The 25,393-nt window shown below is 61.8% G+C and carries 19 protein-coding genes; 14 read left to right on the forward strand and 5 right to left on the reverse strand.

The window, feature by feature from the left end; all coding sequences use genetic code 11:
* Positions 1-54: 54 nt before the first annotated feature.
* Positions 55-657 (forward strand): hypothetical protein, encoded by a 603-nt coding sequence (locus PPN31114_RS21705; protein WP_150681573.1) that lies wholly within the window; start codon positions 55-57, stop codon positions 655-657.
* Positions 658-780: 123 nt separating this feature from the next.
* Here the strand turns inward: PPN31114_RS21705 and PPN31114_RS21710 are convergent, their stop codons facing one another.
* A complete protein-coding gene (locus PPN31114_RS21710) occupies positions 781-1,419 on the reverse strand; it encodes a flavodoxin family protein (protein ID WP_150681574.1) in 639 nt (212 codons plus the stop codon).
* Positions 1,420-1,718: 299 nt separating this feature from the next.
* Entirely contained in the window at positions 1,719-2,558 is an 840-nt protein-coding gene (locus PPN31114_RS21715; RefSeq protein ID WP_150681575.1) for an IclR family transcriptional regulator, read from the reverse strand.
* A 219-nt stretch (positions 2,559-2,777) separates the two neighbouring features.
* On the opposite strand from PPN31114_RS21715, the gene PPN31114_RS21720 reads away from it, so the two are divergent.
* The 10 genes from PPN31114_RS21720 to PPN31114_RS21765 all read left to right on the forward strand — a co-directional run bounded on the left by PPN31114_RS21720 (position 2,778) and on the right by PPN31114_RS21765 (position 12,561).
* Positions 2,778-4,226 carry an NAD-dependent succinate-semialdehyde dehydrogenase gene (locus PPN31114_RS21720; RefSeq protein WP_150681576.1) on the forward strand — a complete coding sequence of 483 codons (1,449 nt, stop codon included), beginning with the start codon at positions 2,778-2,780 and terminating at the stop codon, positions 4,224-4,226.
* Between the two features lie 101 nt (positions 4,227-4,327).
* On the forward strand, positions 4,328-5,629 hold the full coding sequence (locus PPN31114_RS21725) for an ABC transporter substrate-binding protein (protein WP_246182684.1): 1,302 nt from the start codon (positions 4,328-4,330) through the stop codon (positions 5,627-5,629).
* A gap of 111 nt (positions 5,630-5,740) precedes the next feature.
* Positions 5,741-6,637, forward strand: coding sequence for a branched-chain amino acid ABC transporter permease (locus tag PPN31114_RS21730; RefSeq protein ID WP_150681577.1), 897 nt, complete (start codon positions 5,741-5,743; stop codon positions 6,635-6,637).
* Positions 6,634-7,647, forward strand: coding sequence for a branched-chain amino acid ABC transporter permease (locus tag PPN31114_RS21735; RefSeq protein WP_150681578.1), 1,014 nt, complete (start codon positions 6,634-6,636; stop codon positions 7,645-7,647). The genes PPN31114_RS21730 and PPN31114_RS21735 overlap by 4 nt, the downstream gene beginning before the upstream one ends.
* An 11-nt stretch (positions 7,648-7,658) precedes the next feature.
* Positions 7,659-8,432, forward strand: a complete 774-nt coding sequence (locus PPN31114_RS21740; protein ID WP_150681579.1) for an ABC transporter ATP-binding protein — start codon at positions 7,659-7,661, stop codon at positions 8,430-8,432.
* The gene (locus PPN31114_RS21745; RefSeq protein WP_150681580.1) at positions 8,425-9,069 is read left to right on the forward strand and encodes a branched-chain amino acid ABC transporter ATP-binding protein; all 645 of its coding nucleotides are present in this window, start codon (positions 8,425-8,427) and stop codon (positions 9,067-9,069) included. Before PPN31114_RS21740 ends, PPN31114_RS21745 begins: the two co-directional genes overlap by 8 nt.
* 59 nt (positions 9,070-9,128) lie before the next feature.
* Entirely contained in the window at positions 9,129-10,289 is a 1,161-nt protein-coding gene (locus PPN31114_RS21750) for an iron-containing alcohol dehydrogenase (protein WP_150681756.1), read from the forward strand.
* 158 nt (positions 10,290-10,447) lie between these two features.
* Complete coding sequence (locus PPN31114_RS21755) at positions 10,448-10,831, forward strand: DUF1801 domain-containing protein (protein WP_150681581.1); 384 nt, start codon at positions 10,448-10,450, stop codon at positions 10,829-10,831.
* Positions 10,832-10,843: 12 nt separating this feature from the next.
* Positions 10,844-11,233: a DUF4180 domain-containing protein gene (locus PPN31114_RS21760; protein ID WP_150681582.1), complete on the forward strand. Its 390-nt coding sequence runs from the start codon at positions 10,844-10,846 to the stop codon at positions 11,231-11,233.
* A gap of 614 nt (positions 11,234-11,847) precedes the next feature.
* Complete coding sequence (locus PPN31114_RS21765; RefSeq protein WP_174988328.1) at positions 11,848-12,561, forward strand: autoinducer binding domain-containing protein; 714 nt, start codon at positions 11,848-11,850, stop codon at positions 12,559-12,561.
* Positions 12,562-12,607: 46 nt separating this feature from the next.
* Here the strand turns inward: PPN31114_RS21765 and PPN31114_RS21770 are convergent, their stop codons facing one another.
* From PPN31114_RS21770 to PPN31114_RS21780, 3 genes are all read right to left on the reverse strand, one after another.
* Complete coding sequence (locus PPN31114_RS21770) at positions 12,608-13,282, reverse strand: acyl-homoserine-lactone synthase (RefSeq protein ID WP_150681584.1); 675 nt, start codon at positions 13,280-13,282, stop codon at positions 12,608-12,610.
* Positions 13,283-13,441: 159 nt separating this feature from the next.
* Entirely contained in the window at positions 13,442-17,149 is a 3,708-nt protein-coding gene (locus PPN31114_RS21775; RefSeq protein ID WP_150681585.1) for a hypothetical protein, read from the reverse strand.
* Positions 17,150-17,382: 233 nt separating this feature from the next.
* On the reverse strand, positions 17,383-21,087 hold the full coding sequence (locus tag PPN31114_RS21780) for a hypothetical protein (RefSeq protein ID WP_150681586.1): 3,705 nt from the start codon (positions 21,085-21,087) through the stop codon (positions 17,383-17,385).
* 197 nt (positions 21,088-21,284) lie between these two features.
* Between PPN31114_RS21780 and PPN31114_RS21785 the strand changes: the two genes are divergently transcribed.
* From PPN31114_RS21785 to PPN31114_RS21795, 3 genes are all read left to right on the forward strand, one after another.
* Complete coding sequence (locus PPN31114_RS21785; protein WP_150681587.1) at positions 21,285-23,699, forward strand: hypothetical protein; 2,415 nt, start codon at positions 21,285-21,287, stop codon at positions 23,697-23,699.
* Between the two features lie 111 nt (positions 23,700-23,810).
* The gene (locus tag PPN31114_RS21790) at positions 23,811-24,770 is read left to right on the forward strand and encodes a winged helix-turn-helix domain-containing protein (protein WP_150681588.1); all 960 of its coding nucleotides are present in this window, start codon (positions 23,811-23,813) and stop codon (positions 24,768-24,770) included.
* Positions 24,767-25,315: a hypothetical protein gene (locus PPN31114_RS21795; RefSeq protein WP_150681589.1), complete on the forward strand. Its 549-nt coding sequence runs from the start codon at positions 24,767-24,769 to the stop codon at positions 25,313-25,315. Before PPN31114_RS21790 ends, PPN31114_RS21795 begins: the two co-directional genes overlap by 4 nt.
* The last annotated feature ends 78 nt before the right edge of the window (positions 25,316-25,393 follow it).

The raw sequence follows: 25,393 nt of genomic DNA on the forward strand, positions 1-25,393 counted from the left end.
GCGCCGCAAATCGTTATTACCCCTCCCACACCGCCCCTCCCGGCGCAAAGTGTCATGCCGTCGGACAGGCTCCACACCGGCATCAAGGAAACGTTGCAACGCGTGTTAGCCGACAAGTACGTCGTTCTGATCGACTATCGGAGCGAGCGCGGCATGCCGCCCGCCGACGTGTTGCAACGCTTGCCGCACGATCTGCGCGTCGTACTCGACCGGGCGGCCGTGGCAGATGCGGAGATACCCGCCAATGCACTAGCCATCGCCTACGCTGGCGAAGTGCCATTCAGCAGTATTCGAGGCGCCCTCGCTGGAACGATGCCCACCGTGGGTTTCGTGCAAGACAGCGGCAATCCGGTGGTGTTTGTCGATATCGACGATGCCCGCCACCTCATCCAGCGAAATCCGCACACCGCGACGACGTTCGTCAACTCCGCACTGTGTATTGCGAAGGAATGTGGCAAAGGCGCGGAAGTCGTGTCCTACGACGGCGCTTTGACGCAGGCCGCCGTCGACGAAGGTTTCAATGCCACGTTCCCGCTGCGCGAATGGTCGGCCCAGCCGTCGAGGCTCGAATGGGCAACGTCTGGACTGCGCTCGATGGCGGACACTTTGCGCCGCTCGCTGACGTCGAGTTCGAACGAACGCCGCGCCACGCCGTAACGCGCATCACGTCCCGAAGTCCAAAAAAAAGCGTGGGCACCCATCGATCGGGCCTCACGCTTTTTTCATTCCGTCTCGACGCCAACACGCGCCGAATCACCTTGCGCCAGTATGGCGCGCGCCTCACAGCCGACGCTCGGCAGCCTCCAGCGCACGGCGCGCGAGCACCGCGGGCGACTCCAACACTTCGCCTGCCAGGCGGGCGACCAGCCCCGCCACACTGCGACCGTATTGCTTACCGGCGATGACATCGGCCGGATCGAGGGCATACGCGGCGTCGGCTTCCACGCCTTGACCGGTCACGCTCACGAAGTCTTTGAGACGGCGGGCATGCAAGCCGTCGTCCGGCGTTTCCGGGTCTTCCGGATCGGCCCACACCATGCCGTGCTTGGCAGCGAGGGCAGCGAAGTAGTCGAGCGTGTTGCGCTTGTCGTCGCCCGGACGGTAGCTGAACGAAAACCCGCCCGCGACCTTGTTGCGCCAACTGCGTGCGCGCCACATATCCATGGTCGCGTCGGCAAAGGCCTTCAACGGCCCGGCAACACCGCCTTGAAGGGCCGGGGCACCGAAGATAATGGCGTCGGCCGAGGCCAGACGTGCAAGCATCATTTCGTCGTGCCACTGACCGTCGATCAGTTGATGCGGCTCGATACTGAGCAATTGTGCGTGTGCACCGGCGTCGTTGACGCCTTGGGCAACCGAATGGGCAATCATGGCGGTTGCGCCGCCCTGCGAGTAGTAAACGATTGCGATATTGGACATGGCGTAGTGCTTCCTAACTCAGGATGTCCGCCCCATGGCACCGCCCGGATCGCGCTTCCCTTCGCTTCCGCTGGCTGTCTGGACATCAGTCAAGGCCAGATGATGCCAGCGATAACCCTTAGGGGATAGCCCGCATTCGTGAACATGACTGTTCCGTAAACGATAACAATCGAACCTCCTCACGACGCTGTCCGGGCCATTACATTGTCCTGACAGAAAAATGGCGCGAAGCTGACAGCCTTCGCGCCCTGCATTTCCCACCATCACACCGATAACCCTGCCCGCCGTCGGGCCATTCCTCAACGCCGGGCCGGTGCCCCCAGCCGGATCGACAACTGGTCGGCCAGTTCTCGCATCTGCCTGCCGATGCGCTCGCCCGTCACGGCATCGATTTCGTTGGTCAGAAAACTCACCGCCAGCCCCGCCACGGCGCGCTCGCCCGTCGCATCGAACACCGGCGCACCGAAGCAAATCATCCCTTCACGCATCTGACCGTTATCGATGGAATACCCATCGCGGCGCACCTGCGCCATCTCGTCGGACAGCGCCGGGTACGTCGCCACACTCGCCTTGGTCAGCGGCGTAGGCCATGCGCCTGCCAGCAAATCGGCCACTTCATGCGCGGGCAGCGTCGAGAGCATCGCCTTCCCCGTAGCCGTGTACGGCGCGGGCAAGCGCATGCCGATACGAAACGTCACGCCCAGCGGCCGGTTGCCGTTGTGACAGGCGAGATAGATCACGTCGGCGCCGTCGAGCACGGAGAGCGTGACGGTCTCCTGAGCAAACGCGCGCGAATCCTCCCACACGGCGCGGAATTCTTCGGTGATGTTCGTCTGCGACAGGAAGGCATTGGCCCACCCCATCACATACGAGCCCATCGTCATGCCGCCATTGGCGTGGCGTTTCACCAGCCGCAACTTGACCAGCGTGTCGCACAGCCCGTGCAGCGTGCTTTTGGGCACGCCCGTCTCGCGCGCCAGATCGGCCAGACCCACAGGCTCGGTCGACGCCGCAATCACATCGAGGATATGCACCGCACGGACCACAGCCGGGGCGGTGGTCTTGAGCGGTTCTGCCTCGGCAGTGGCATGGGCGGCGAGAGTCGCGTTAGCGGGGACGTCGAGTTTGCGCTTGGGCATGAATCGGAAATCGGCTTCTGGGAAGTGAGGGGTCAATTAGACAACGGCTCGCCGGCGGCGTGCCGCCAGCATGGTACGGGGAACGCATTCTCATTCCGCCCTAGGAAAACCACCTAGTTGCACCGATACCGTTCAATACGTAGAATTTGATTCAATACATAGAATACCATTCAATAGATGGAACGGCAAGTCGTTAGCCGAGATCACGGACCCATCCAAATGCAACTCAAAGACACCACCCTCTTCAAGCAACTCGCCTGGGTCGACGGTCAGTGGATCGCCGCCGACAGCGGCAAGACCTTCGACGTGCTCGACCCGGCCACGGGCGAAGTGCTGGCCCAGGTGCCGGAGCTCGGCGCGGAAGAAACCACGCGCGCCGTCATTGCCGCCGAGGCCGCCCAGAAGCCGTGGGCTGCCCGCACCGGCAAGGAGCGCGCCACGGTGCTGCGCCGCTGGTTCGACCTGATGATCGCCAACACCGACGATCTGGCCTATTTGATGACTCGCGAACAGGGCAAGCCGCTGGCGGAATCGCGCGGCGAAATTGCCTACGCGGCCAGCTTCATCGAGTGGTTTGCCGAAGAAGCCAAGCGCGTGGACGGCGACGTGCTCGCAACCCCTGCCGCCGACAAGCGTCTCGTCACGATCAAGCAACCGGTCGGCGTGTGCGCTGCCATCACGCCGTGGAATTTCCCCGCGGCGATGATCACCCGCAAGGTGGCCCCCGCGTTGGCGGCCGGTTGCGCCATCGTCGTGAAGCCGTCGGAACTCACACCGCTGTCCGCCTTCGCGCTGGCCGAACTGGCCCATCGCGCCGGTATTCCGGCGGGTGTGTTCCAAGTGGTGACGGGCGACGCCCGTGCCGTAGGCGGCGTGCTCACCGCCCACCCGAGCGTGCGCAAGCTGTCGTTCACCGGCTCGACCGGCGTAGGCCGCCTGCTCATGGCGCAGTGCGCACCGACCATCAAGCGTCTGTCGCTGGAACTGGGCGGTAACGCCCCGTTCATCGTGTTCGACGACGCCGATCTCGACGCCGCCGTCGAAGGCGCCATTGCTGCGAAGTACCGCAACGGCGGCCAGACGTGCGTGTGCGCCAACCGCTTCTATATTCAGGACGGCGTGTACGACGCCTTCGCCGAGAAGTTCGCCAAGCGTGTGGCCGAGATGAAAGTCGGCAACGGTCTGGAAGACGGTGTGGTCATCGGCCCGCTGATCGAAGGCAAGGCGGTCGACAAGGTCGTGACGCTGGTCGAAGACGCTAAGGCACGCGGTGGCCGTGTGCTCGTGGGCGGTGACGCGCATGCCTTGGGCGGCACGTATTACACGCCGACGGTGATCGCCGACGCGACCTCGCAAATGCGCGTGGCCCGCGAAGAAATCTTCGGCCCGGTCGCCCCGCTGTTCCGCTTCACGCGCGACATCGACGCCGTGGCACTCGCCAACGACACCGAATTCGGTCTGGCCGCTTATCTGTACACGCGCGACATCGCGCGCGCATGGCGCACCGCCGAAGCCCTCGAATACGGCATGGTCGGCTTGAACACCGGCCTGATCTCCAACGAAGTCGCGCCGTTCGGCGGCATCAAGCAATCCGGGGTGGGCCGCGAAGGCTCGCACTACGGCATCGAGGAATACCTCGAACTGAAGTATCTGTGCCTGCAAGTGTGATGCTCGAAGGGTCTGGGCGACCAGACCCTAACGAGACTCGCATAACGGCACAAGACCGATAACTCGACAGACAAGTCGCAACACCACCAAAGGAAACCAGTATGAAGCGCGTGATCCAGCGCGGCATGAAGCCGCTCGCCCTCGCTATTGCAGCCGGTGCCGCCATCGCCTCGGTTGCCGCTACGGCACAAGCCCAAACGCCCGCCGCGAAGCCGATCAAGATCGGTATCGTCACCTTCATGTCGGGCGCCGCCGCCGGTCCGTTCGGCGTGCCCGCCAAGAACGCCGCCGAAGTGACGGCTGCCGAACTCAACGCAGGCAAAGTGCCCACCCCGTACGCCACCAAGGGTTTCGGCGGCGCACCGATCGAGCTCGTCTACATCGACGAAGCCGGTAGCACCAGCAAGCAAGTGAGCGAGTACCGCAACCTGTTGAATCAGGGCGTGGACTACGTCGTCGGCTACACGTCGTCGGGCAACTGCCTGGCGATCGCCCCGGTGGCTGAAGAAATGAAGAAGGTCACGCTGTTCTTCGATTGCGGCACGCCGCGCGTGTTCGAAGACGCGAGCTTCAAGTACGTCTTCCGTCCGGTCGCCACCGCCACGATGGACAACGTGGGCGCTGCCCGCTATGTCGCCGAGCGCAAGCCCGACCTGCAAACGTACGCCGGTATCAACCAGAACTACGCATGGGGTCAAGACGCGTGGGCCGACTTCGAAGGCACGCTGAAGTCGCTCAAGCCGAACGCCAAGGCGGTGAGCTCGCAAATGCCGCAACTGGGCGCAGGCCAATACAACGCAGGCATCTCGAGCCTGCTGGCCGCTCACCCCGACGTGCTGCACTCCAGCTTCTGGGGTGGCGATCTGGAAGGTCTCGTGGTGCAGGCTGGTCCGCGCGATCTGTTCAAGAAGTCGCTCACGGTGCTCACAGCCGGTGAGACGGCCACGCACGGCAAGACCCGTCTGCCCGACGGCGTGATCATCGGTGCACGCGGGATGTACGGCATGTTCGCGCCGGACAACGCGCTGAACCGTTGGCTGCGCACGGCCTACAGCGCCAAGTTCAACGACACGCCGAGCTACCCCTCGTACAAGATGAACCAGAGCATTCTCGCGCTCAAGGCCGCTTACGAGAAGGCACAAGCCGCTAACGGCGGCAAGCAGCCGACGCCCGAGCAAGTCATCGCCTCGTTCGAACATCTGGCCTTCGAAGCTCCGGCTGGCAAGATCGGCCTGACGCTGGGCAAGGGTCACCAGGCGGCGCAAGGCACGGCGTTCGGCATTGTGAAGAACGTGAACGGCAAGGTCACCGTGACCGACGTGAAGCAGTACTCGATCGCGGAAGTCACGCCGCCCGAAGGCGTGAAGTCGGCCGACTGGATCAAGGGCGGCCTGAAGCACTAAGGGCATTGCGCTCCCACCGCTTCAACGTAACAAAGCAAGCTTGAGTCGTACCCGCAAGGCAGGCAGCGCCCATCGTGCGCTGCCCGCTTTGCGTTCCAAGGAGAATGCGAGATGTCGCAGATCTACGCCGTCCTGGTGGACGGGGTGATGTACGCCGCGTGGCTGTTCCTGGTTGCTCTGGGACTGACCCTCGTCTATGGCGTGCTGAAAATCTTGAATATGGCGCACGGCAGCCTCTACGCGCTGGGCGCGTACGCTGGCGTGACACTGATCGGCCCGTGGGTTGCGCAAGGCGGCAACCTCTACGTGAGCTACCTGTTGCTCGTGCTGGCCGCCATGGTCGCGGGCGGCGCGATTGGCTTCATCATGGAGCGCGGCGTGCTCAAGCGCTTCTACGGGCAAGACCCCGTGGTGCTGTTGCTCGTCACCTATGCGCTTTTCCTCATCATGGAAGACGCGATCAAGCTCGTGTGGGGCGTCGACCCGTACACGGTCTCCGAACCGTACAGCTTCCTCGGCAACTTCGAGTTGGGCGATCTCTCGTACCCCAACTACAACTTCCTAATCGTAGGCGTGGCGCTCATCGCTGGCATCGGTCTCACCGCGTTCTTGAAATTCACCCGCAGCGGCCGTTTGCTGCGCGCAGTGATTCACGACCGTGAAGTCAGCCAGGCGCTGGGCATTCGTGTGAGCCGCTACTTCGTCATCACGTTCATGGCCGGTGCAGTGCTCGCAGCCATCGGCGGCGCGCTCACGGCACCGACCGTATCGGTCGCCCCCGGCATGGGCGTCGAAATCGTGGTGCTGACCTTTGCCGTGGTGGTCATTGGCGGACTGGGCTCGCTGCCCGGTGCCGCGTTTGGCGCGCTGCTCGTCGGGCTGGTGCGCGCGAGCGCCGTGCATTACTGGCCGCAAGGCGAATTGTTCTCGATCTATATCGTTATGGCGCTGGTGCTGGCGGTGCGTCCGAAAGGCATCTTCGCGCCGCTGGAGGCTCGCAAAATATGAGTTCCGCAATCTGTTCACACCTGCGCGCGCCCGGCACGTGGCTCGCGATCATCGGCTTCGTCGTCATCGGCGCGGCGGGTCTGGCGCTGCCGCAGTGGCAGTTTCTCGTCTCGGTCGCACTGTCGAAAGGCATCGTGGCACTCGGTCTGGCGCTGTTGTTGCGCACGGGTCTCGCGTCGTTCGGTCAGGCGTTGTTCTTCGCGGTCGGCGCGTATTGCGTGGGCCTCGGCATGAACTTTTACGGCCTCACGGAATTGTTCGCGCTGCTCGCGTTGTCGATGATCGTGTCGGCACTGCTCGCGTTCGTGCTCGGCTTCCTGCTCGCGCGCTATCGCGACATCTTCTTCGCCATGCTCACGCTGGCCTTGTCGATGATTTGCTACGGCCTGCTGCTCAACAACGTTGAACTGGGCGGTAGCGACGGCTTCAACGTGAACGCGCCGACGCTCGGCAGCAGCGCACAGCCGTGGCAACTCACGGGCACAAATCTGTTCGCTGTGGGCTTTATCGCTGCGATCGTGTGCGTGATGGTCGTCGCGATGTATATGCGCTCCACCCCGGGACGTCTCGGTCCGGCGATCAAGGACAACGAAATCCGCGTGGAATATCTGGGCACCTCGGCGCGTCAGAACATTCACCTGACGTACATCATCGCCGGTGCACTGGCAGGCTTGGGCGGCGCGTTGCAGGCGTTCAACATCGGCCACATCGATCCGGACATGGCGTTCTGGACGACCTCGGGTGAATTCGTCTTCATCGCGGTGCTCTCGGGCACACGCTTCGCGTTCTCGCCGTTCATCGGCGCACTGCTGCTCGAAGTGGCGCGTGCGATGGCGTATCGCTACGCCCCGAACACGTGGCAGATCGTGATGGGCGCGATCATGCTGGCGATCATCGCGTTCCTGCCGGGCGGGCTCACGAGCCTTGGGCTGGGCCGTCGTAAAACGGCAGCGGCACATCCGGTCACGCAAACGAAGACGGCGCGCGCCTCGGGCGACGCGACGGCATGAGGGCTGGCGAGATGGCATCGAAACACATCATTGAGGCCACGGGCCTGTACAAGACCTTCGGCAGCGTGACGCCCGCCAAGGACATCACCGTCAACATCGACGCGCAGAGCGTGGTCGGGCTGATCGGGACGAACGGCGCGGGCAAGACCACGTTCGTGAACATGCTCACCGGCTACATCAAGCCGGATCGCGGCGAGATCGTATTTCGCGGCAAGCGCATCACGGGCCTCGCACCGCGCAAGATCACACGCTTGGGCATTGCCCGCTCGTTCCAGATTCCGCAGTTGTTCGGCTCGCAGACGGCGCGCGAGAACATCGAGATTGCATTGGCAATTTCGGGGCTTTCCGCCGATCTGGCGAACGAAAGTCTGGCGCGTCTGGGCGTGTTGGAATTTGCCGACATGATTTCGGGCACGTTGCCGGAAGGCGTGCGCAAGCTGCTGGATATTGCGCTCGCGATGGTCTGCAAGCCGGAAGTGCTGTTGCTCGACGAGCCGACGTCCGGCGTGGCCGCCGAAGAGAAGTTCGACGTGATGAACCGCGTGTTGGATGCAGCGCGCGTGCTCGGCATTACGGTGTTGTTCGTGGAACACGATATGGAAATCGTGCGCCGCTACAGCGACCGCGTGCTGGCATTCTGCGACGGGCGCATTCTCGCCGACGGCACACCCGACGTGGTACTGGCCGACGCGCAAGTGCGCGAGTTGATCATCGGTGAAACCGTGGCGGTAGTGCCGTCGTCCGGCAACACCGCCAACGCCGCAGGCGAGGTGGCCCATGCTTGAAGTCAAGAATCTGAATGTGCGCTTCGGCGCGACGGACATTCTGCGCGGCGTGCAGTTCTCGGTGCCCAAGGGCGCCATTGTCGGGCTGATCGGCCGTAACGGCGCGGGCAAGACGACGACGCTGCGCGCGATCATGGGGCTGGTGAAACCGGCGTCGGGCACGCTCACGTTCGACAACGTAGATCTGGTGCGTGCGCCGTCGCATCAGCGCACGTCGCTCGGTATCGGCTATGCGCCGGAAGATCGTCGTCTGATTCCCGACATGACGGTCGAAGAGAACCTTTGCGTGCCCGCGTGGGCGCTCAAGGCGAAGGACGTGCAAGCGCGTCTGGACGAGGTCTATCGCATCATTCCCGAAGCGCGCGAATGGGCGCCGCGACGTGCCTTGCAATTGTCCGGGGGCCAGCAGAAACTGGTGGCCGTCGGCCGCGCCATGATGACGAGCTCGCGCCTGCTGATGCTCGACGAGCCGTTTGAAGGCGTGGCCCCGGCCCTCTCGAAGCGCATTGCCGAAGTGATCGGTCAGATGCGCAGCGCAGGTCTTGCGGTGATCTTGTCGGGCGCCGATTTGCAGCACGCTGGCGCGGTGTTGGATAACGTCTACCGCATCGATCGCGGGCAGATGGTGGCCGCCTAATTTTTCGCGCATGGCCCCCGAAGCGTGAGCCATGCGCAGTCATTAAGAGGAAAACGATGATGAATCCTTTTCGTTTCCAGACGGTCCCCACCGTCGTCGTGGAATTTGGTGCAGCCCGCCGTCTTGGCGCGCTGCTACGTGAGCAGTATCCGCAGGGCAAGCGTCTGTGCGTGGTCACGGACGGCTTTTTGCACAAGAGCGGTCTGCTGAGCCCTGCCCTGGCCGATCTGGCAAAGCACGACTGGCAGGTCTCCGTGATCGACGATGTGATTGCCGATCCGCCTGAGCATGTCGTGCTCGAAGCCGCCGAACGTGCGCGCGCGGGCGATGCGGAAATCGTGCTGGGTTTGGGCGGCGGTTCGTCGATGGACGTGGCGAAGCTGCTTGCCGTGTTGTTGCCGGGCACCCAGTCGCTGGGAGACATGTATGGCGTGAAGAAGGTGACGGGCTCGCGTCTGCCGCTGGTGCAAATGCCGACGACTGCGGGTACTGGCTCGGAAGTGACTGCCGTCTCGATCGTGACGACCGGCGAAACGACGAAGATGGGCGTGGTTTCGCCGCAACTTTTCGCCGATCTGGCGATTCTCGATGCCGAACTCACGCTCGGCCTGCCGCGCGCAGCGACCGCGGCCACGGGTATCGACGCGATGGTGCACGCCATCGAAGCCTATACGTCGGCCCATTTGAAGAACCCTGTCTCGGACATGCTCGCGGTCAAGGCGCTCGAACTGCTCTCGCGCAACCTGCTGCCCGCCTGCAACGACGGCAGCAACCGCGACGCGCGCGAAGCGATGCTCGTGGGCGCGATGTTCGCAGGTCAGTCGTTCGCCAACTCGCCGGTGGCTGCCGTGCACGCGCTGGCGTACCCGATTGGCGGCATCTTCCACGTGGCGCACGGGTTGTCCAACGCGCTGGTGCTCTCGCATGTGATGCGTTTCAACGCCCCCGCCGCGAGCAAGCTTTACGCGGAACTGGCCGACGTGATCCTGCGCGATGGCGCCACCGGCAGCGATGAAGCCAAGACCGATGCCCTGATCCGCCACATCGAATCGATGATCGTCGAGACCGCGATTCCGCGCACGCTGCGCGAAGTCGGCGTCAAACAAGACGACATTGCGCGCATGGCGAGCGATGCGATGCTGCAAACCCGCCTGCTGGTGAATAACCCGCGCGAAGTGAAAGAGGCAGACGCTTTCGCGATCTACTCTGCGGCGTTCTAACCCCGACGTGCTCTGATTCAGGCGCTTTGATTCGGGCGCTTTGACGCGCACCCAGTCCTTCCTCCGGGAGGGGCTGGGGGCCTCTTTTTCTCCCCTCCCCCGCCGACATACAATCGGGACTCCCGAGCGCCCGCCGCGCTCACCCTTCGGAGTGCCCTATGTCGAAGTCCCCGCAGGATCCCGCGCAAGACGCCTCCGCGCTCATCGACGCGCGCATCGCTGAACTCGATGACTGGCGCGGCGAAATGCTCGCCCATCTGCGCACTATCATCACGAAAGCCAATCCCGAGATCGTCGAAGAATGGAAGTGGCGTGTGCCGGTGTGGTCGCTCGGCGGCATCCTCTGCACCGGCGAATCCTATAAGCAAGCGGTCAAACTAACGTTCGCCAAAGGCGCATCGCTGCCCGATCCGACCGGACTCTTCAACGCCAGTCTCGAAGGCAACACACGCCGCGCCATCGATTTCCACGCAGGCGACAAAGTCGATGCGAAGGCCCTCACTGCGCTCATTCGCGCCGCCATTGCAGCCAATCAACGCTGATTCCACACCCCAATGCCTCAAGCCCTCAATCCCCGCGATGAAATCATCGCCATCGACAACGTCCCCCTGCTCGTTTGGAACGCCCCAGCGAATGCCATCGCGCGTGAAGCGGATGTGAACGAGCTGCTCGCCGCCGCGTGGGAAAACGATGTGACGTGGGTCGCCGTGCACACCGACGTGTTGCACGACGACTTCTATCGGCTCGAAACGGGCCTTGCCGGTGCCATGCTGCAAAAGCTCGTGAACTACGGCGTCAAGCTAGCCGTGATCGGCGACATCACGCCATGGCTCGCACGCAGCGAAGCATTCTCGGCTTTTGTCCGCGAAGCCAATCGTGGACGCACAACCGCATTTACCACAACACTCGAAGCGCTCAAGCGGCATGCCACTAAAAACTTATAAGCATCTATTTAATAAATGAAATACAGACCCTAATAAAAAACTAATTTGTTTCAGAAAACTGCTTATTATTTTTAATTTTATAAATTCCCCGGAAGTACTAAGCAATTGTTTTACTCATCGAAAAACCATGCGTGGGCGCGGCTTACAAAGGGGTTCGATCACCTGAAAAATGCCCCCAACACCCCCCTCATGCCGCCAGATTTTCGGGGAAATAAGAAGCATTCTCTTAATGTGTAACGACCCGCTGTTAACCTCTCGATGTGCGAGACAATGTCTTTAGAAACAAGAAAATATCGCATTGACTCTCTGAATACCGGTTGATATTCTTCATCACATCGATGTAGAAAATTTCGTGATTCGCAGAAATAACAAGCGAGCAAAAATTTAAATACATCAATCGGTGCAGCACTCGCACCGCGTATGCGACTCGATTGTCGGGGTTTGCGGGAACCCTTCAGTTACGCCCTTTGTTCGTTTCAAGTCCGACGTGAATGCACGCCTCAAGGCCGACGCGACCAAGATCGCGGTGGGAGCGTGCGCGCGATGCAATCAGGGTGCCGCGAGCCAGGCAGTCATCTGAAAGACCATGGAAGTACTCTGCCCCCGGAGTCATCATGTCTGCTCTGATGCACCTGCTCGAAACAATTCATGACGACTGTCATGACATTGCCGACGCGGAGAAATTGTTCCTTCGCATCGTCAACTTTTCTAGCCGCATCGGCTTCGAATATTGCTGCTACGGTTTTCGAAGTCACCGTAGCGCAACGCAAGCCGATATTCGCGTCTTCGACACTTACCCCAGCGGCTGGATGCAGCACTACGGGGAACGCGGCTTTCTCAACGTCGATCCGACCGTGCTTGTCGGCGCGCACAGCGACACATTGCTGAAATGGCGCGACCCAGAGATGCCGCAGGCCGACCAGTTTTGGCGAGAAGCCGCTGATTTCGGTCTGAATCACGGCGTGGGGCGTTCCAGTTGGGGGCCGCATGGTGAATTCGGTCTGCTGAGTTTCGGGCGCACGTACGACGCGCTAACCCCCTCGGAAATCCATTCGCTCGATGTGGGCATGGGGGTGTTGTCGAACTACACGCACGAGGCCATGAGCCGCCTGCTGCGCCCGGAACACCCACCCTTCGATATTGAATCGCTATCGGTGCGCGAGCGCGAAGTGCTGCTCTGGACCGCCGAAGGAAAGACTGCCGACGAGATCGGCGACATCCTCGGTATCTCCACGCGCACGGTCAACTTTCACATCAGAAATTGTCTGGACAAGACCGGTTGCCGCAACAAGGTTCAGAGTGCGATCCGGTTGGTGATGTGGCGTTGATTGGCGCAGGCAGTCCTGCTTAGCAGCTGCGCTCGACAGCGGTGATTCAAGCGAGTCCGAGCGCGGCCAGCCCAATTTCGTCGATATCGATTCGATACGCCGCGACCCAGCGGCCGTCGATCTTATAAGCCACGCCGAGCTTGTGTGTCGGCACACCTAAGCGCTCGAATAACCGCGCGAGGCTGACGTACGTCACGCCGATGAGCCTGCGTGCACCCAATGCGTGTGCGGTGAACATCGCCGCGCGCAGCAACTCGCGCGCGCCTTGCGTGGACCGTTGCGTTGCTGCCTTTGAGCGCGAATCGGTGTCTTCGCTCGATGCCAACGCGAAGCGCGACAGCTCCCACACAGTTCCCGGGCTCTCCCGATCGCGCGCTAGGTGTGGCGTATCGGAGTCGTCTGATCGCATAGCGTCATCGAAGACCACAGCCCCCGGCATGTCGTCGACGAGATGGCGGAAGTGATCGCCGAGCAGGAAATGGCGCGTCGCAGGCAACAATCGGGCACATCCGACGAGCGCGTCGCCATCGCCTCGCAGGGTCACGTAGACGGTGTCGTCGTGATCGTACTCGTCGGACTCCTCGCCGTTGCCCGGCACCGACGCCGGTGACCTCGGCACACACCATCCCAGCTTCTGAACAAAAACGCGATGCCGGAAACGCGCAATTTCCGCGCGCGTCGCCGGCATCATCTGAGCACCTCTGAGGACATCGACCCGCATCGTATGTCTCCGGTGGTTGGTAGGATCAAGCGAGCGTATCGGCTTTGCGATCCGCCGATAACTGTCAACGTTGACAGGTGCGCCGGTACCCACGGGGAGTGGGTCCGGCGGTTTATGCACAAGAAAACGACGGCAAGCCTCTAAGCAGAATAGGTCGAATTAGCCGTTTTTGGGGACAAGGCAGACGGCCTTCGTCAAGAACGCCGTTGAAGGGTCATGACAACCATAGCTCAAATACGCTGTATCGAAAGTCAGACTCCTCGGTGCCACACAACCACTCAGTTCGCACGCCCAATGGAAGTAGCCACCTGGCGGTCTCTCGCCACTCGTGTACAGCGACCAGATCAGTTGCATCGTAGTCATGTCGATCCCGATTGCGCCAGGGATGGTGTTTTTCCAGGCGACGGCCTGCTGGGGGCTCATGATGGAATCGTTCCATCGGAACTCAAATACGTTGCTGACTACCACAGCGTAAGAGGTTGTGCTCCCTGCACTATCCCGGATGGTGATCGTCGTGCGGCCGTTGCGTTGCCCGATGACAGTACCCGATGCGTTGACGGTTGCGATCGCTGCATTGCCTGACGTGTAGGTGTACGGTGGCACCCCGCCGGTCGCCGCACGCGTCTCCCAATTTCCCGGTGCCTCAGTACCGGTACGCGGCCAGTTTTGCTTCACCGCAAGGCCGTTGAGAATCATCTCCTCGGTCGAAGGCACCTCCAACTCCGGCAGCACTTCAATCGTCACCCGAAGTTCCGGGAACAACGTCGCCTGCGCTTCGTTCGTACCGCCATCGAACGCCACCGTCAGTTCGACCACCAGATTCGACTCGTTCCTCAGCGCTTCAAGCCGCGCCCGTGGAATCGCCTCGCTCAGCCCTTGCGCCGCTTGCAGTGCCGTCACCTCATGCGCCTGCAACAGCACGATGGTGTCGTTAGCGTCACTCTCGAGCGTGCCGTAGCATCGCAGCCACACTCGCTGCCCCACGGCAATCAGCGGCCACGGTGCCACGTCTACCGTCGGATCTCCTTCGAACGACGACAACTTCAACATGCCGTCCTCGGCCTCGGGAATCTCCGGCGTCGGCAGCACCTCATCAGCAAACTCCCCTACCACCAGACTCAGAATCCCAGACGCGCTAACAACGCCATTGCGCGTCACCGTGTAATGCACCGGCACCGTCTGCCCGACGTACGGTGCGATTCGATTGGCTGGCACTGGGATATCTACCTGCCCGTCTGCGCTCCCCGGATGCGGCCCAATACCGCCCACACCATCCAAGAACACTTCGATCTCGTCACCCGTCGTCATTCCGTCGTAGGCGACGCGCACCGTTACGCCATCAAGCGCATCGGCCGGGTCGAGCACACCATCCGGGGCTTCGAGCACGACTGGCGCCTGCAATAACAACGCAACCCGAAGATGAAGCACCTCGGACTGCATCACCGTGCCGCCTCGTGTAAGCGTGTAGCGCACCGGCACTACCGTGCCGTACCACCTGTCCACGACCGCTTTGGGCACCGTGAACGGGAAGTCCATTGGCACCACAATCGGAATCGCATCGTGGTACTCGCGTGCCCCGTCGCCCCAATACAGGTCGATCATGTCCCCGGCCGTCATCTCGGGATGTTGGTGCACCACCGTTGTCGCCCCCCGGGGATAGGCTCCGTCAGGCAAATAATCGCCTTCGGCTTCGGTCACGGTCGGCGCGGGCAAGAGCACGTGCGAGCGCACGTTCAGCACCAGATCTTTCGAATCGGTCTCGCCGTTTGCGGTCGTGACGGTGTAGTTCACCGTCACCGTTCTGCCTTCGAAGAACTCCACCTTCGCCTTCGGCACGAACATCTGTACCGTCCGGCCGACCATGGACGCGGTAATCGGAATCGTCGCGATGTGCTCACCCGGCCCCGAGCCCGCCCCGAAACGCACGGTCAGCACTTCGCCGAACGTCATGCCCGGATAGGGCAACACGCTCACCGTTGCGTCGACGTCGACATCGGCAGGATCGAGGACATCACCGTTCGCCTCCTCCACGATCGGCGGATCGAACCTGAGCGCAGGTAACGGCAGCACCTTAAACACCCGCGCCAACGACGTGAGGCTCGTGCCGCCCACCCGCGTGATTTCGTACAACGCACTGACGGTATCGCCACCGTTGGCATTGATTTCGATCACGCCGCGCGGCACGGTGACCGTCACCGGCCCCACCTCTGTGACCGTAATCGTGCCAGTGGCCTGTCCGCCTGCCGACGTTCCCAGCCAGAACCACGTCACGCTGTCGCCGACAGCCATTTCAGGCCATGCGGGCAGGGTCATCGTCGCCCCGTCCGGGACCAGTTCAGGATCTAATTCGCCTCCCATTTCGCCCTGCACAAACGGCGGCGCCAACTGCACGATGGCTAAGACGTTGAGAGGCAGATGCTGCGATTCGCGCGACCCTTGTCCCGCTTGCACGGTGTAGTACACGTCGGCGCGTCCGCCCGCGAAAGCCGCTACATCGTTGTACGGCACCAAGAACGTTACCGTATCGCCGACATCGCCCGCCTCCAAGAATCGATAATCCGTATAAGACACCGGCGCGCCCCCACCCGATGTGCCCACCCAATGCATCGTGACCGTATCGCCCGCCGCCATACCCGACCATGCGGCGATATCGACCGTCGCGCCGTTGGCGACATTCGCGGGGTCCAGCGTGCCGCCCACGGCTTCTCGCACGTGGGGGGCGGGCAGCGACACCGGCGTGCCGGTCAGCGTGAACGATGTTCTCGAAGACCGCCCTTTTGCTGCGCCACCGGCCCCCGTCACGCGGTAAAACACGGAACCTTGGCCCGGCACCGACTGCCCCAGAATGTCGTTGGGAATTTGGAACAACATCGAATTGCCGGTCAGCGTCTTGGTATCGGAGTACGTCACGTCATGCCCACCGAACGCGTGCCCTTCGAAGATCAGTTCCACTGAATCGCCGGTCGCCATGTCGCCATTGCGGATGACAATCGCTGACGCGACATCGCCGTTCAGTGAATCGAAGTCGAGGGTGTCGTCGATGAGGTCGATCACATCAGGCGCGAGATAATTCGAGCCGCCCACGTCGACTTCAATGTAGGCGTTAGGTGCCCATTTCGACCAGTTGTTGACGATGTCTCGAATGTCGTAGGAAACGGGCATGTTCTCGCTATCGCCCGCGTCGTCGATGACCTGCTCGCTGACCATTACTACTAAGTCCTGGCCCACTTGCGAAGCATCGAGCGGCGGGACGGGCACGCTTTGCGAGCCCCAGCGCAAGATCAGCCGATCCCCTTCGGCCATGTTTTCCCACGCCAGAATGGTCACTGGCAGGCCTTGCGCAGGAATTGGCTTCTGAATCGGCCCGGGAGGCAGGATGGCTGGCGCGAGGTTCTCGTTGATCGGCGTGGTCTGATCCGGGTCGAAACCGCCCGGGACGGTGATCTTGACTCTGACGGTCGTGCGCGGCGACGGCACCGGCACCTCGTCGAACGGCGAGACGCGCTCGTACCAGACTTCGATTTCGCCTTCGCCCGCTTCGATCACTTTCGGCACCGGCGCACGAATCGTACGCATGGGCGCGTTGGGATCTTCGCCGATGATGACGTCGACAACATCGCCCTCGATGCCCCAGTACAAGCGAAAGACGTCGCCCTTGAGGAAAACGATGTTCCACGGGATCTGTACATCGATCCATCCCTCAGGGTCGATCAGGTCGACGTAGCGAATGCCGCCGTTGGCGACCGCGAGCGGCACGACGGGCGCGAGCAAGTTGCGAGGTAGCGCATCGCGATACGGCGATTTGCGCACGTCGCGCGGCACTTGAGCAATTGACTCTTGGGGAGCCAAGGGATCTCGAAAATTCATGGTGAACCTCCACAGGGGAAAGTCGGTGGCCGCTGTCGATGGCACAGCAACGCCGTCAGATCGCGAGTGCTATGCGCTGCCGCAGCCCACGACACACCCTCATCTCGCCACCGAAACCGTCGCCCGCCAACTGTCAACGTTGACAGTTAAGCTGCCGGTGCCCATGGGATGTGGGCACCGGCGTAGCTATGTGCTGAGGGATGACAGGAAGCCGCTAGGCAGGACAGGCGGGGCTAGCCGTTCTTAGGGACGAGGCAGACGGCCCTGTTCAAGAACTCTATTTCCGGGTGGCCGCATCCAAGTAACAACCTTTCTGAGGTGTAAGTTGGTCTTCTTGTCCCCTCACAGCCTGCCAATTGACAGGCCCAGTAGGTGAAACCACCCGAAGGTTTTTCGCCGCTCGTATATATCGACCTCACCAGTGCAGCCACGTCCGGGTCGATCCCAATCGCACCGGGAATGCTGTTCTTCCACGCGACGGCTTGCTCTGGGGTCGCGCTGGAATCAAGCCACATGAATTGGAATACATTACTGACGATTACCCTGTACCAAGTCGCAGTCCCTCGACTATCTCGGACGGTGATTGTCGTGGTGCCGTTACCTTGCCCGATGACGGTGCCCACCGCGTTGACCGTGGCGATCCCCGCATTGCCCGACGTGTAGGTGTACGGTGGCACCCCTCCAGTGGCAGGACGTGCTTCCCAATTCCCCGGCGCCTCTGCTCCGGTCCGCGGCCAGGTCTGCTTCACTGCACGACCGTTGAGAATCATGTCGGTATTTGGCACCTCAAACTCCGGCAACACCTCAATCGTCAACCGAAGCTCAGGGAACAACGTCGCTTGCGCCTCGTCATCGCCGCCGTCGAATGTCACCGTCAGTTCGACAACCAAAGGCGACTCGTTCCTCAGTGCCTCCAGCCGTGCCCGTGGGATCCGCTGACTCAGCCCTCGCGTCGCTTCCAAAGCTGTCAGTGAATGCCCCTGCAACAGCACGATGGTGTCATTCCCGCCGTTTTCCAGCGTCGCATAGCATCGCAGCCACACCTTCTGCCCCGCAGCGATGAGCGGCCACGGCGACACTGTCACCGAGGGATCGCCATCGAAAGAGGACAGTTTCAACATCCCGTCTTCGGCCTCGGGAATCACCGGCGTCGGCAGCGCGTCTTCGGCAAACTCACCCACGACCAAACTCAGAATTCCAGACGCACTGACACGTCCATTGCGCGTGACCGTGTAATGCACCGGCACGGTCTGCCCAACATACGGCGCAATCCGATTAGCTGGCACCGCAATACTCACTTGGCCATTCGCGTTGCCCGGATGCTTTCCGAACCCACTGCCCCCGTCCAAGAACAACTCGATCTCGTCACCCGTGGTCATCCCTTCGTAGGCAACCCGCACCGTCACGCCCTCCTGCGCATCGACCGGGTCGAGTACGCCGTCCGGGGCTTCTAGCACTTCAGGCGCAGGCAGCGGCAACGCAACCCGCAGACTCAACACTTCCGAGTGCATCACCGTGTTACCCCGAGTGATGGTGTAGCGCACCGGCACCACGGTGCCGAACCACCGGTCCACGACGTCTTTCGGTACTGAAAACGGGAAGTCCATCGGCACGATGATGGGTACGTCATCGTGATACTCGCGCGCGCCCTCGCCCCAATACAAATCGATCCGATCTCCCGCCGCCATCTCCGGGTGCTGATGGATCACCGTGGTGACGCCTCGGGTATACGCATCTTCAGGCAGATAATCGCCCTCGGCCTCAGTCACGCTCGGTGGGGGCAAAAGCACTTGTGAGCGCACTGTCAGCACCAGATCTCGCGAATCGATCTCGCCTGACGACGTGCGCACGGAGTAGTTCACCGTGACCGTTCTGCCTTCGAAGAACTCCACCTTCGCCTTCGGCACGAACATTTGCACGGTGCGGCCGACGTTACTGCCGGTAATCAAAACCGATGCGGTGTGTTCGCCCGCGCCCGTGCCCGCACCAAAGCGCATCGTCACCAGCTGGCCTGATTCCATGCCGGGATAGGGAGCGACGCTCACGGTAGCGTCGACGTCGACATTGGCAGGATCGAGTACGCCATCGATTGCCTCCTCCACCACCGGTGGATCCAACATGAGTGCAGGTAATGGCAACACCTTGAACACGCGCGCCAACGACGTGAGGCTCGTGCCCCCGACTCTCGTGATTTCGTACAACGCACTGACGGTATCGCCACCGTTGGCATTGATCTCGATCACGCCGCGCGGCACGGTGACCGTCACCGGCCCCACCTCTGTGACCGTAATCGTGCCAGTGGCCTGTCCGCCTGCCGACGTCCCCAGCCAGAACCACGTCACGCTGTCGCCCGGCGTCATCTCCGGCCAAGCGGGCATGGTCAGCGATGCACCGTCGGGCACGAGTTCAGGATCCAGCTCCCCGCCGACTTCGCCGCCCACAAACGGTGGCGCCAACTGCACGATCGCCAGGACGTTGAGCGGCAGATGCTGCGACTCGCGCGACCCTTGCCCCGCCTGCACCGTGTAATACACGTCGGCGCGTCCGCCCGCGAACGCGGCAATGTTGTTGTACGGCACCAGGAACGTCACCGTATTGCCGACGTCGCCTGTGTCTAAAGACCGGTAGTCCGTGTAGCTGACCGGTGCGCCTCCGGCGTTTGTCCCCACCCAATGCATCGTGACCGTATCGCCCACCGCCATACCCGCCCACGCGGCGATATCGACCGTTGCGCCGTTAGCCGCATTCGCGGGATCAAGCGTCCCACCCACCGCTTCGCGTACGCCGGGTGCGGGCAGCGACACCGGCGTGCCCGTCATGGTGAACGACGTTCTGGAAGAGCGCCCTTTGGCCACGCCACCGGCACCACTCACTCGGTAATACACCGAACCTTGCCCCGGCACTGCCTGCCCCAGCACATCGTTGGGCAGCGGGAATAGCAGCGAATTGGCGGTCAGCGTTTTGGTGTCGGTGTACGTCACGTCATGGCCGCCGAAGGCGTGTCCTTCGAATGTCAGCTCAACCGAGTCCCCCGCCGCCATATCCGCATTGCGAATGACAACTGCGGTTGCGTCACCGCCGTTCAACGCGTCGAAGTCGAGTTCGTCGCCGACGAGCTCGTTCACGTCGGGTGCCATGTAGTTCGAGCCGCCAACATCGACCTCGATATATGCGTTCGGGGCCCATTTCGACCAGTTGTTGACGATGTCTCGAATGTCGTACGAGACGGGCATGTTCTCGCTGTCGCCCGCGTCGTCGATGACCTGCTCGCTGACCATCACCACTAAGTCCTGCCCCACTTGCGAGGCGTCCAGCGGCGGGACGGGTACGCTTTGCGAGCCCCAGCGCAAGATCAATCGATCCCCTTCAGCCATGTTTTCCCAAGCAAGAATCGTCACTGGGAGGCCTTGCGCAGGAATCGGCTTCTGAATCGGCCCGGGCGGCAGGATGGCAGGCGCGAGGTTCTCGTTGATCGGTGTCGTTTGATCTGGATCGAAACCGCCCGGGACGGTGATCTTGACTCTGACAGTCGTGCGCGGCGACGGCACCGGAACCTCATCGAACGGCGACACGCGCTCGTACCAGACTTCGATATCACCCTCTCCCGCTTCGATCACTTTCGGCACCGGCGCACGAATCGTGCGCATCGGCGCGTTGGGATCTTCACCAATGATCACATCAACGACATCGCCCTCGATGCCCCAGTACAAGCGAAAGACGTCGCCCTTGAGGAAAACGATGTTCCGCGGGATCTGTACATCGATCCATCCCGCAGGGTCGATCACGTCGACGTAGCGAATGCCGCCGTTGGCAACCGCGAGCGGCACGACGGGCGCGAGCAAGTTGCGAGGTAGCGCCTCGCGATACGGCGATTTGCGCACGTCGCGCGGCGCTTGAGCAATTGACTGTTGGGGAGCCAATGGATCTCGAAAATTCATGGTGAACCTCCACAGGAGTAAGCCGGTGGCCGCTGTCGATTGCCCAGCATTGCCATCGAAAACGCGTGATCTGCGCTTGGTCGCAGCCCACGACATTCCCCCATCACGACACCGAATTCCTCGCCCGCCAACTGTCAACGTTGACAGTTACCCCACCCGCTCCATACGCAGCGCGCCTCTCCGGGTGCCTGTCAACGTTGACAGTTTCCGCCCGCGAATCGCAGCGCCACACTTCGCGAACGCACTTCTCCCCCGCCTGGAGGTGGATCATGAAACTGAGTAGCAGCATGCTTCGAAGAAGCGTCGATCCGATGGTAGATGAGCTGAGCCCACCGGTCGTTCGAGCCGCAAGCGCGCCATCAAAACGATTCGGCAACATGCCGGAGGTCGACCCCGCCGCATTGGCACCCCGACCCGACGACTTTCCCCCCGATGCCTTTCCCTACAACCTGGTCCTCGAGAGCTGGAGAGACGACCCGCTGGATTTTCACGTCCCGTTGTTGCCGGAGATGATCGCCGGATGGTTTTACAAAGTGTCCCTCGATGGCGATATGCGCCCCGAACAGTTGGTGATAACGCCAGAGGATAAGGCCGCGGGCTTCTTTACCATCACGTTGCCAGCTGAGGACCGCCCCGTCTCGAACACATACAACCTTCAATACGTATGCCGGAGCCAATTCGACGAAAACTGGAACGACATCACGCCCCCGTATTTCTTCACGATCGATTACCTCGTGCCCGGCCGGCCCTTCCCCGGCGAAGCCGAACTTCCCGAGGGGGTGTCTGAAGAGGGACTGACGTCGGGCCGACTTGAGGAGCTGGGCGACGTACTGCCTTGCGAGATACCGGGTTATCAGGACCGCATTCAAGGCGACACCCTCGTCGGTGTGCTGACGAACGTGGGAAGTGGCGAAACGTTGGAACTGGAGCCCTACACCATCCCATACGGACAGACGGACGATCCGCTGTTCCTCAACGTCTCGAGAGAGCAGCTCCTCGCGCTCGGCGACGGCCTCATCTGGATGCAGTATCGAATCACCGACTTGGCAGGCAACGTGTCGGTGTTGTCGGCACCAGTAGACTTCGAGCTGTTCCTCACCGGCGGCATCGATAATCTCGAACCACCGCTGGTGCCCTTGCATGAAGACGACAGCCTCATCGATGAGGCCGACGCGCGCACGCCCGTCGACGTGCATATCCCGGGGCATCCCGACATCCTATTTGCTGACACCGTGGTCGTCCTTTGGGGCAGCCGCCAACAGCCGCCCGTCGTATTCGACGGCCCGGACAGCGACATCGACGTGATTCTCGAGATCCCCGTGCCGTATGGCGATGTCCTTGGGGAATGGGCCGACGCCGATCAGGACGAAGACGGCAATGCGACGATCACCGTCAACTATGTCGTCTACCGCGCAGGACGTGAAGTCGGCAGACCGCGCGATGGCACACCGGTCAGAGTGAATCTGTCGCAGGCCGGCGGCGAAGATCCCGATCCGGATACGCCGGAAAACGAAGCGCTCGGGCGGCCGATCGTACGCCATTCCCAATGGGAGACGGGCGAGCAAGAGAATTTCATTCCCAATGCTTCGCTTGAGGAAGATCACACGTTCATCATTCCGTGGTTCAAACGTGACGCCGACGGTGGCATCACCACCGAAACGGCGTTCAAACTCGGCGACATCCTTGTCTTGAGATATGGCGAGCAAGTGATCGACCCGACCCGCTCGATCAACGGTCAGGACATGGCCAACCAGATCGATATCGAAGTGCCCCTGCCGTGGGAGGCCGTCGCCGCCGAAGGCAGCGGGACGCACGAAATTCAATACGTGGTCACCCGAGTCATCGACGCCGATACGACAAACATCAGCTATTCGCCGCTGGATACGGTCATCGCTGACGATGCGGGCGACTTGCCGGGCGGCGGCGACCCGCTCGGCAAGGCCTCCTTCGAGCACATGTACGTCGTCTGGGGCAACGTCGGTCGCAACGGCTTTGAGCGCATCATCGTGCCCCCTTACGCCAACATGCAAGTGGGCGACATTGTGCGTGTACACGTCACCGCCAACTACTACGATCCGGACGATGCCGAACTCCTCGACCCAGTCCCGGCGGCCGAGTGGGGCGGACCGTTGAATGTCAACCCTCACCCCGTGTACAACTACGAAATGCATCTCATCGCGGACGATATCGATAACGAACTGTCGTTCTACTGGCCGAAGGAATTGATCATGTGGGTGTGGCCATACGGACAATCACGCATTGAATACACGGTGGCACGCGCGGGAGGCACGCCGGTGGTGACGGCTCCCCTTGGAAACGATCATCTGACCGACACCACGGGCAACGGGCCGCCTGACGGCGATCGCTCGCCGAGCCGCGGCCTCGCGCTCACCGACATCATGCAGATCAAGTCGGCGAGCGAGCGCCAGAAAGCGCTCAACGAATGGGGGCGGTATCACCGCACGACACGCGCACAACGGCGAGCGCGTCGAGCGAAACGCGCTACCCCTTTGCGCGTGATGTCCGGCGACCTTAAAGCCGAGAGTCTGATCGCCAAGAAGCTCGCCCAGATCGCCGCGCGGCCCGTCCCGGAGGCAACGTCAAAGGAGTAACATCGAGCAACACCGTACGCACGGGTCCGGCAACGCAGGTATCGCCGGTCCCGTGCGACGCATTCTCGATTTCCCACTACGCCAAGGCGCGATGCGTCTTGGCGCTTTCCTATGGTCAAGTTTCTTATCGGTGACGTCGTAGGCTTCGACACCGACACCTTCATGCTGGTCGCGCGCGACGATGCGTCGCTCAGCGTGCCGTTGGGCGCGACCGCTGGCCGCTGTCTACAGGTGCTGCTCAACGCCGACGGCGAAATCGTGACCAAGCGCTCGCTGCTTGCACAGGGCTGGGAACAATACGGCGCGGTGGTGACGGAGAACAACCTCAGCCAGTCGATCATGCGTATCCGAAAGGGCTTGCAAGAGCTCGGCGCAGACCCGGCATCGCTCATCACACTGCCCCGCATCGGCTATCGATTGATCGGTGTGACACGTGTCACACCGTTCGTCGACGCCATCACTGGCGCCCCCTCATCTACCGAAAATCGACAAAATCCGGCCACATTCGAAAGGGAAAATACCCAAAATGAATCCCCGCCGAGAGAAATTTCTACGCCGGACGTCGACTCGATTAGCGCAGCGGCGAGTGACGACAACACCGACAACCCCGACAACCCGAATGGCAGCGAAGCGCCCGTCGTACCGGCAGCGCAAGACGTTGCCGTCACGCCGCCCGAACGCACCGGCGGGCTCCGGCTCGGCTTTGCTACGGGCATCTGGTTGGGTGTGGCGGCACTGAGCGCCGCCCTCGCGGGCTGGGTGTTGCCTGACTTACGCGGCGACTTGCGCACGAGTGCGCCCGAAGCGCGATGGGTCGCCATCGACCCCGCCGCCGACAATCGTGTGTTTGTCTCGCCAAGCTTTCAGCAGAACACCGCCTTCGTTCAAGGACGTCTTGCGCGGCTTGCGGCCACGCCGCCAACCTCCATCGCCGATGCCAGCGAGCGCTACGTCTATATCAATGGCGCGGGAAGCCTCAACGTTTCGAGCTACTTCCTTTGCAGCGAGCCCATCGGCCGGGCAACCGCCGACTGCCTGTCCTATTTGTTGATCGACCACGCCAAGCCATGAACCGTATCCCTTCACCGTCCTCTGTGTCGTCACTCAGGCGAGCGCGCGTGGGTATGCGAGGGCTTTGCCTAGGTGTCGCCGCTGCCGTCGTGTTGCCGTGGGTCGCCGCGTGGTGGCTCGTGCCCGACAAGCGCATCGACTGGGACTGCCACGCGCACATCGAATTCGACACCCGCACGTCAGCCGGCGAACACGTGCAGGTGTTCGGCTTGATGGAATCGCAATACCACAAGGACGGCAGCGGCAACGCCCGTTTTTCGGGGCGTGTACAACAAGACGGGAAGTCCACCGTCGTGCATCGCGCGAGCGAATTCAAATACGCCGCGCTCGATCGCTGGGTGCGTGTGAACACGGTGCACACGAGCCGCTTGCGAGACGACAACTCCCCCGACGATCTCGTCTATCGATTCGTCTATCCGGGCTTTCAACCCGATCACACCGATTACTTCGAAGTGATGCGCGTGGGCGATGGCGCCAGCGTTGGCTTTAACGGTCAGCCTCGTGCGTATTGCGCACCTGTAGCACCGCACGCAGTGTCCAGCTAAACGGACGATAAGGACTGCGCCAAACGAAAAAAACCCGGTGACCGTTAGGCCACCGGGCAAGCCCCAGCTCAAAAAGTC

Origin of the sequence: Pandoraea pneumonica (assembly GCF_902459645.1) — a bacterium.
Classification (GTDB): Bacteria; Pseudomonadota; Gammaproteobacteria; order Burkholderiales; family Burkholderiaceae; genus Pandoraea; species Pandoraea pneumonica.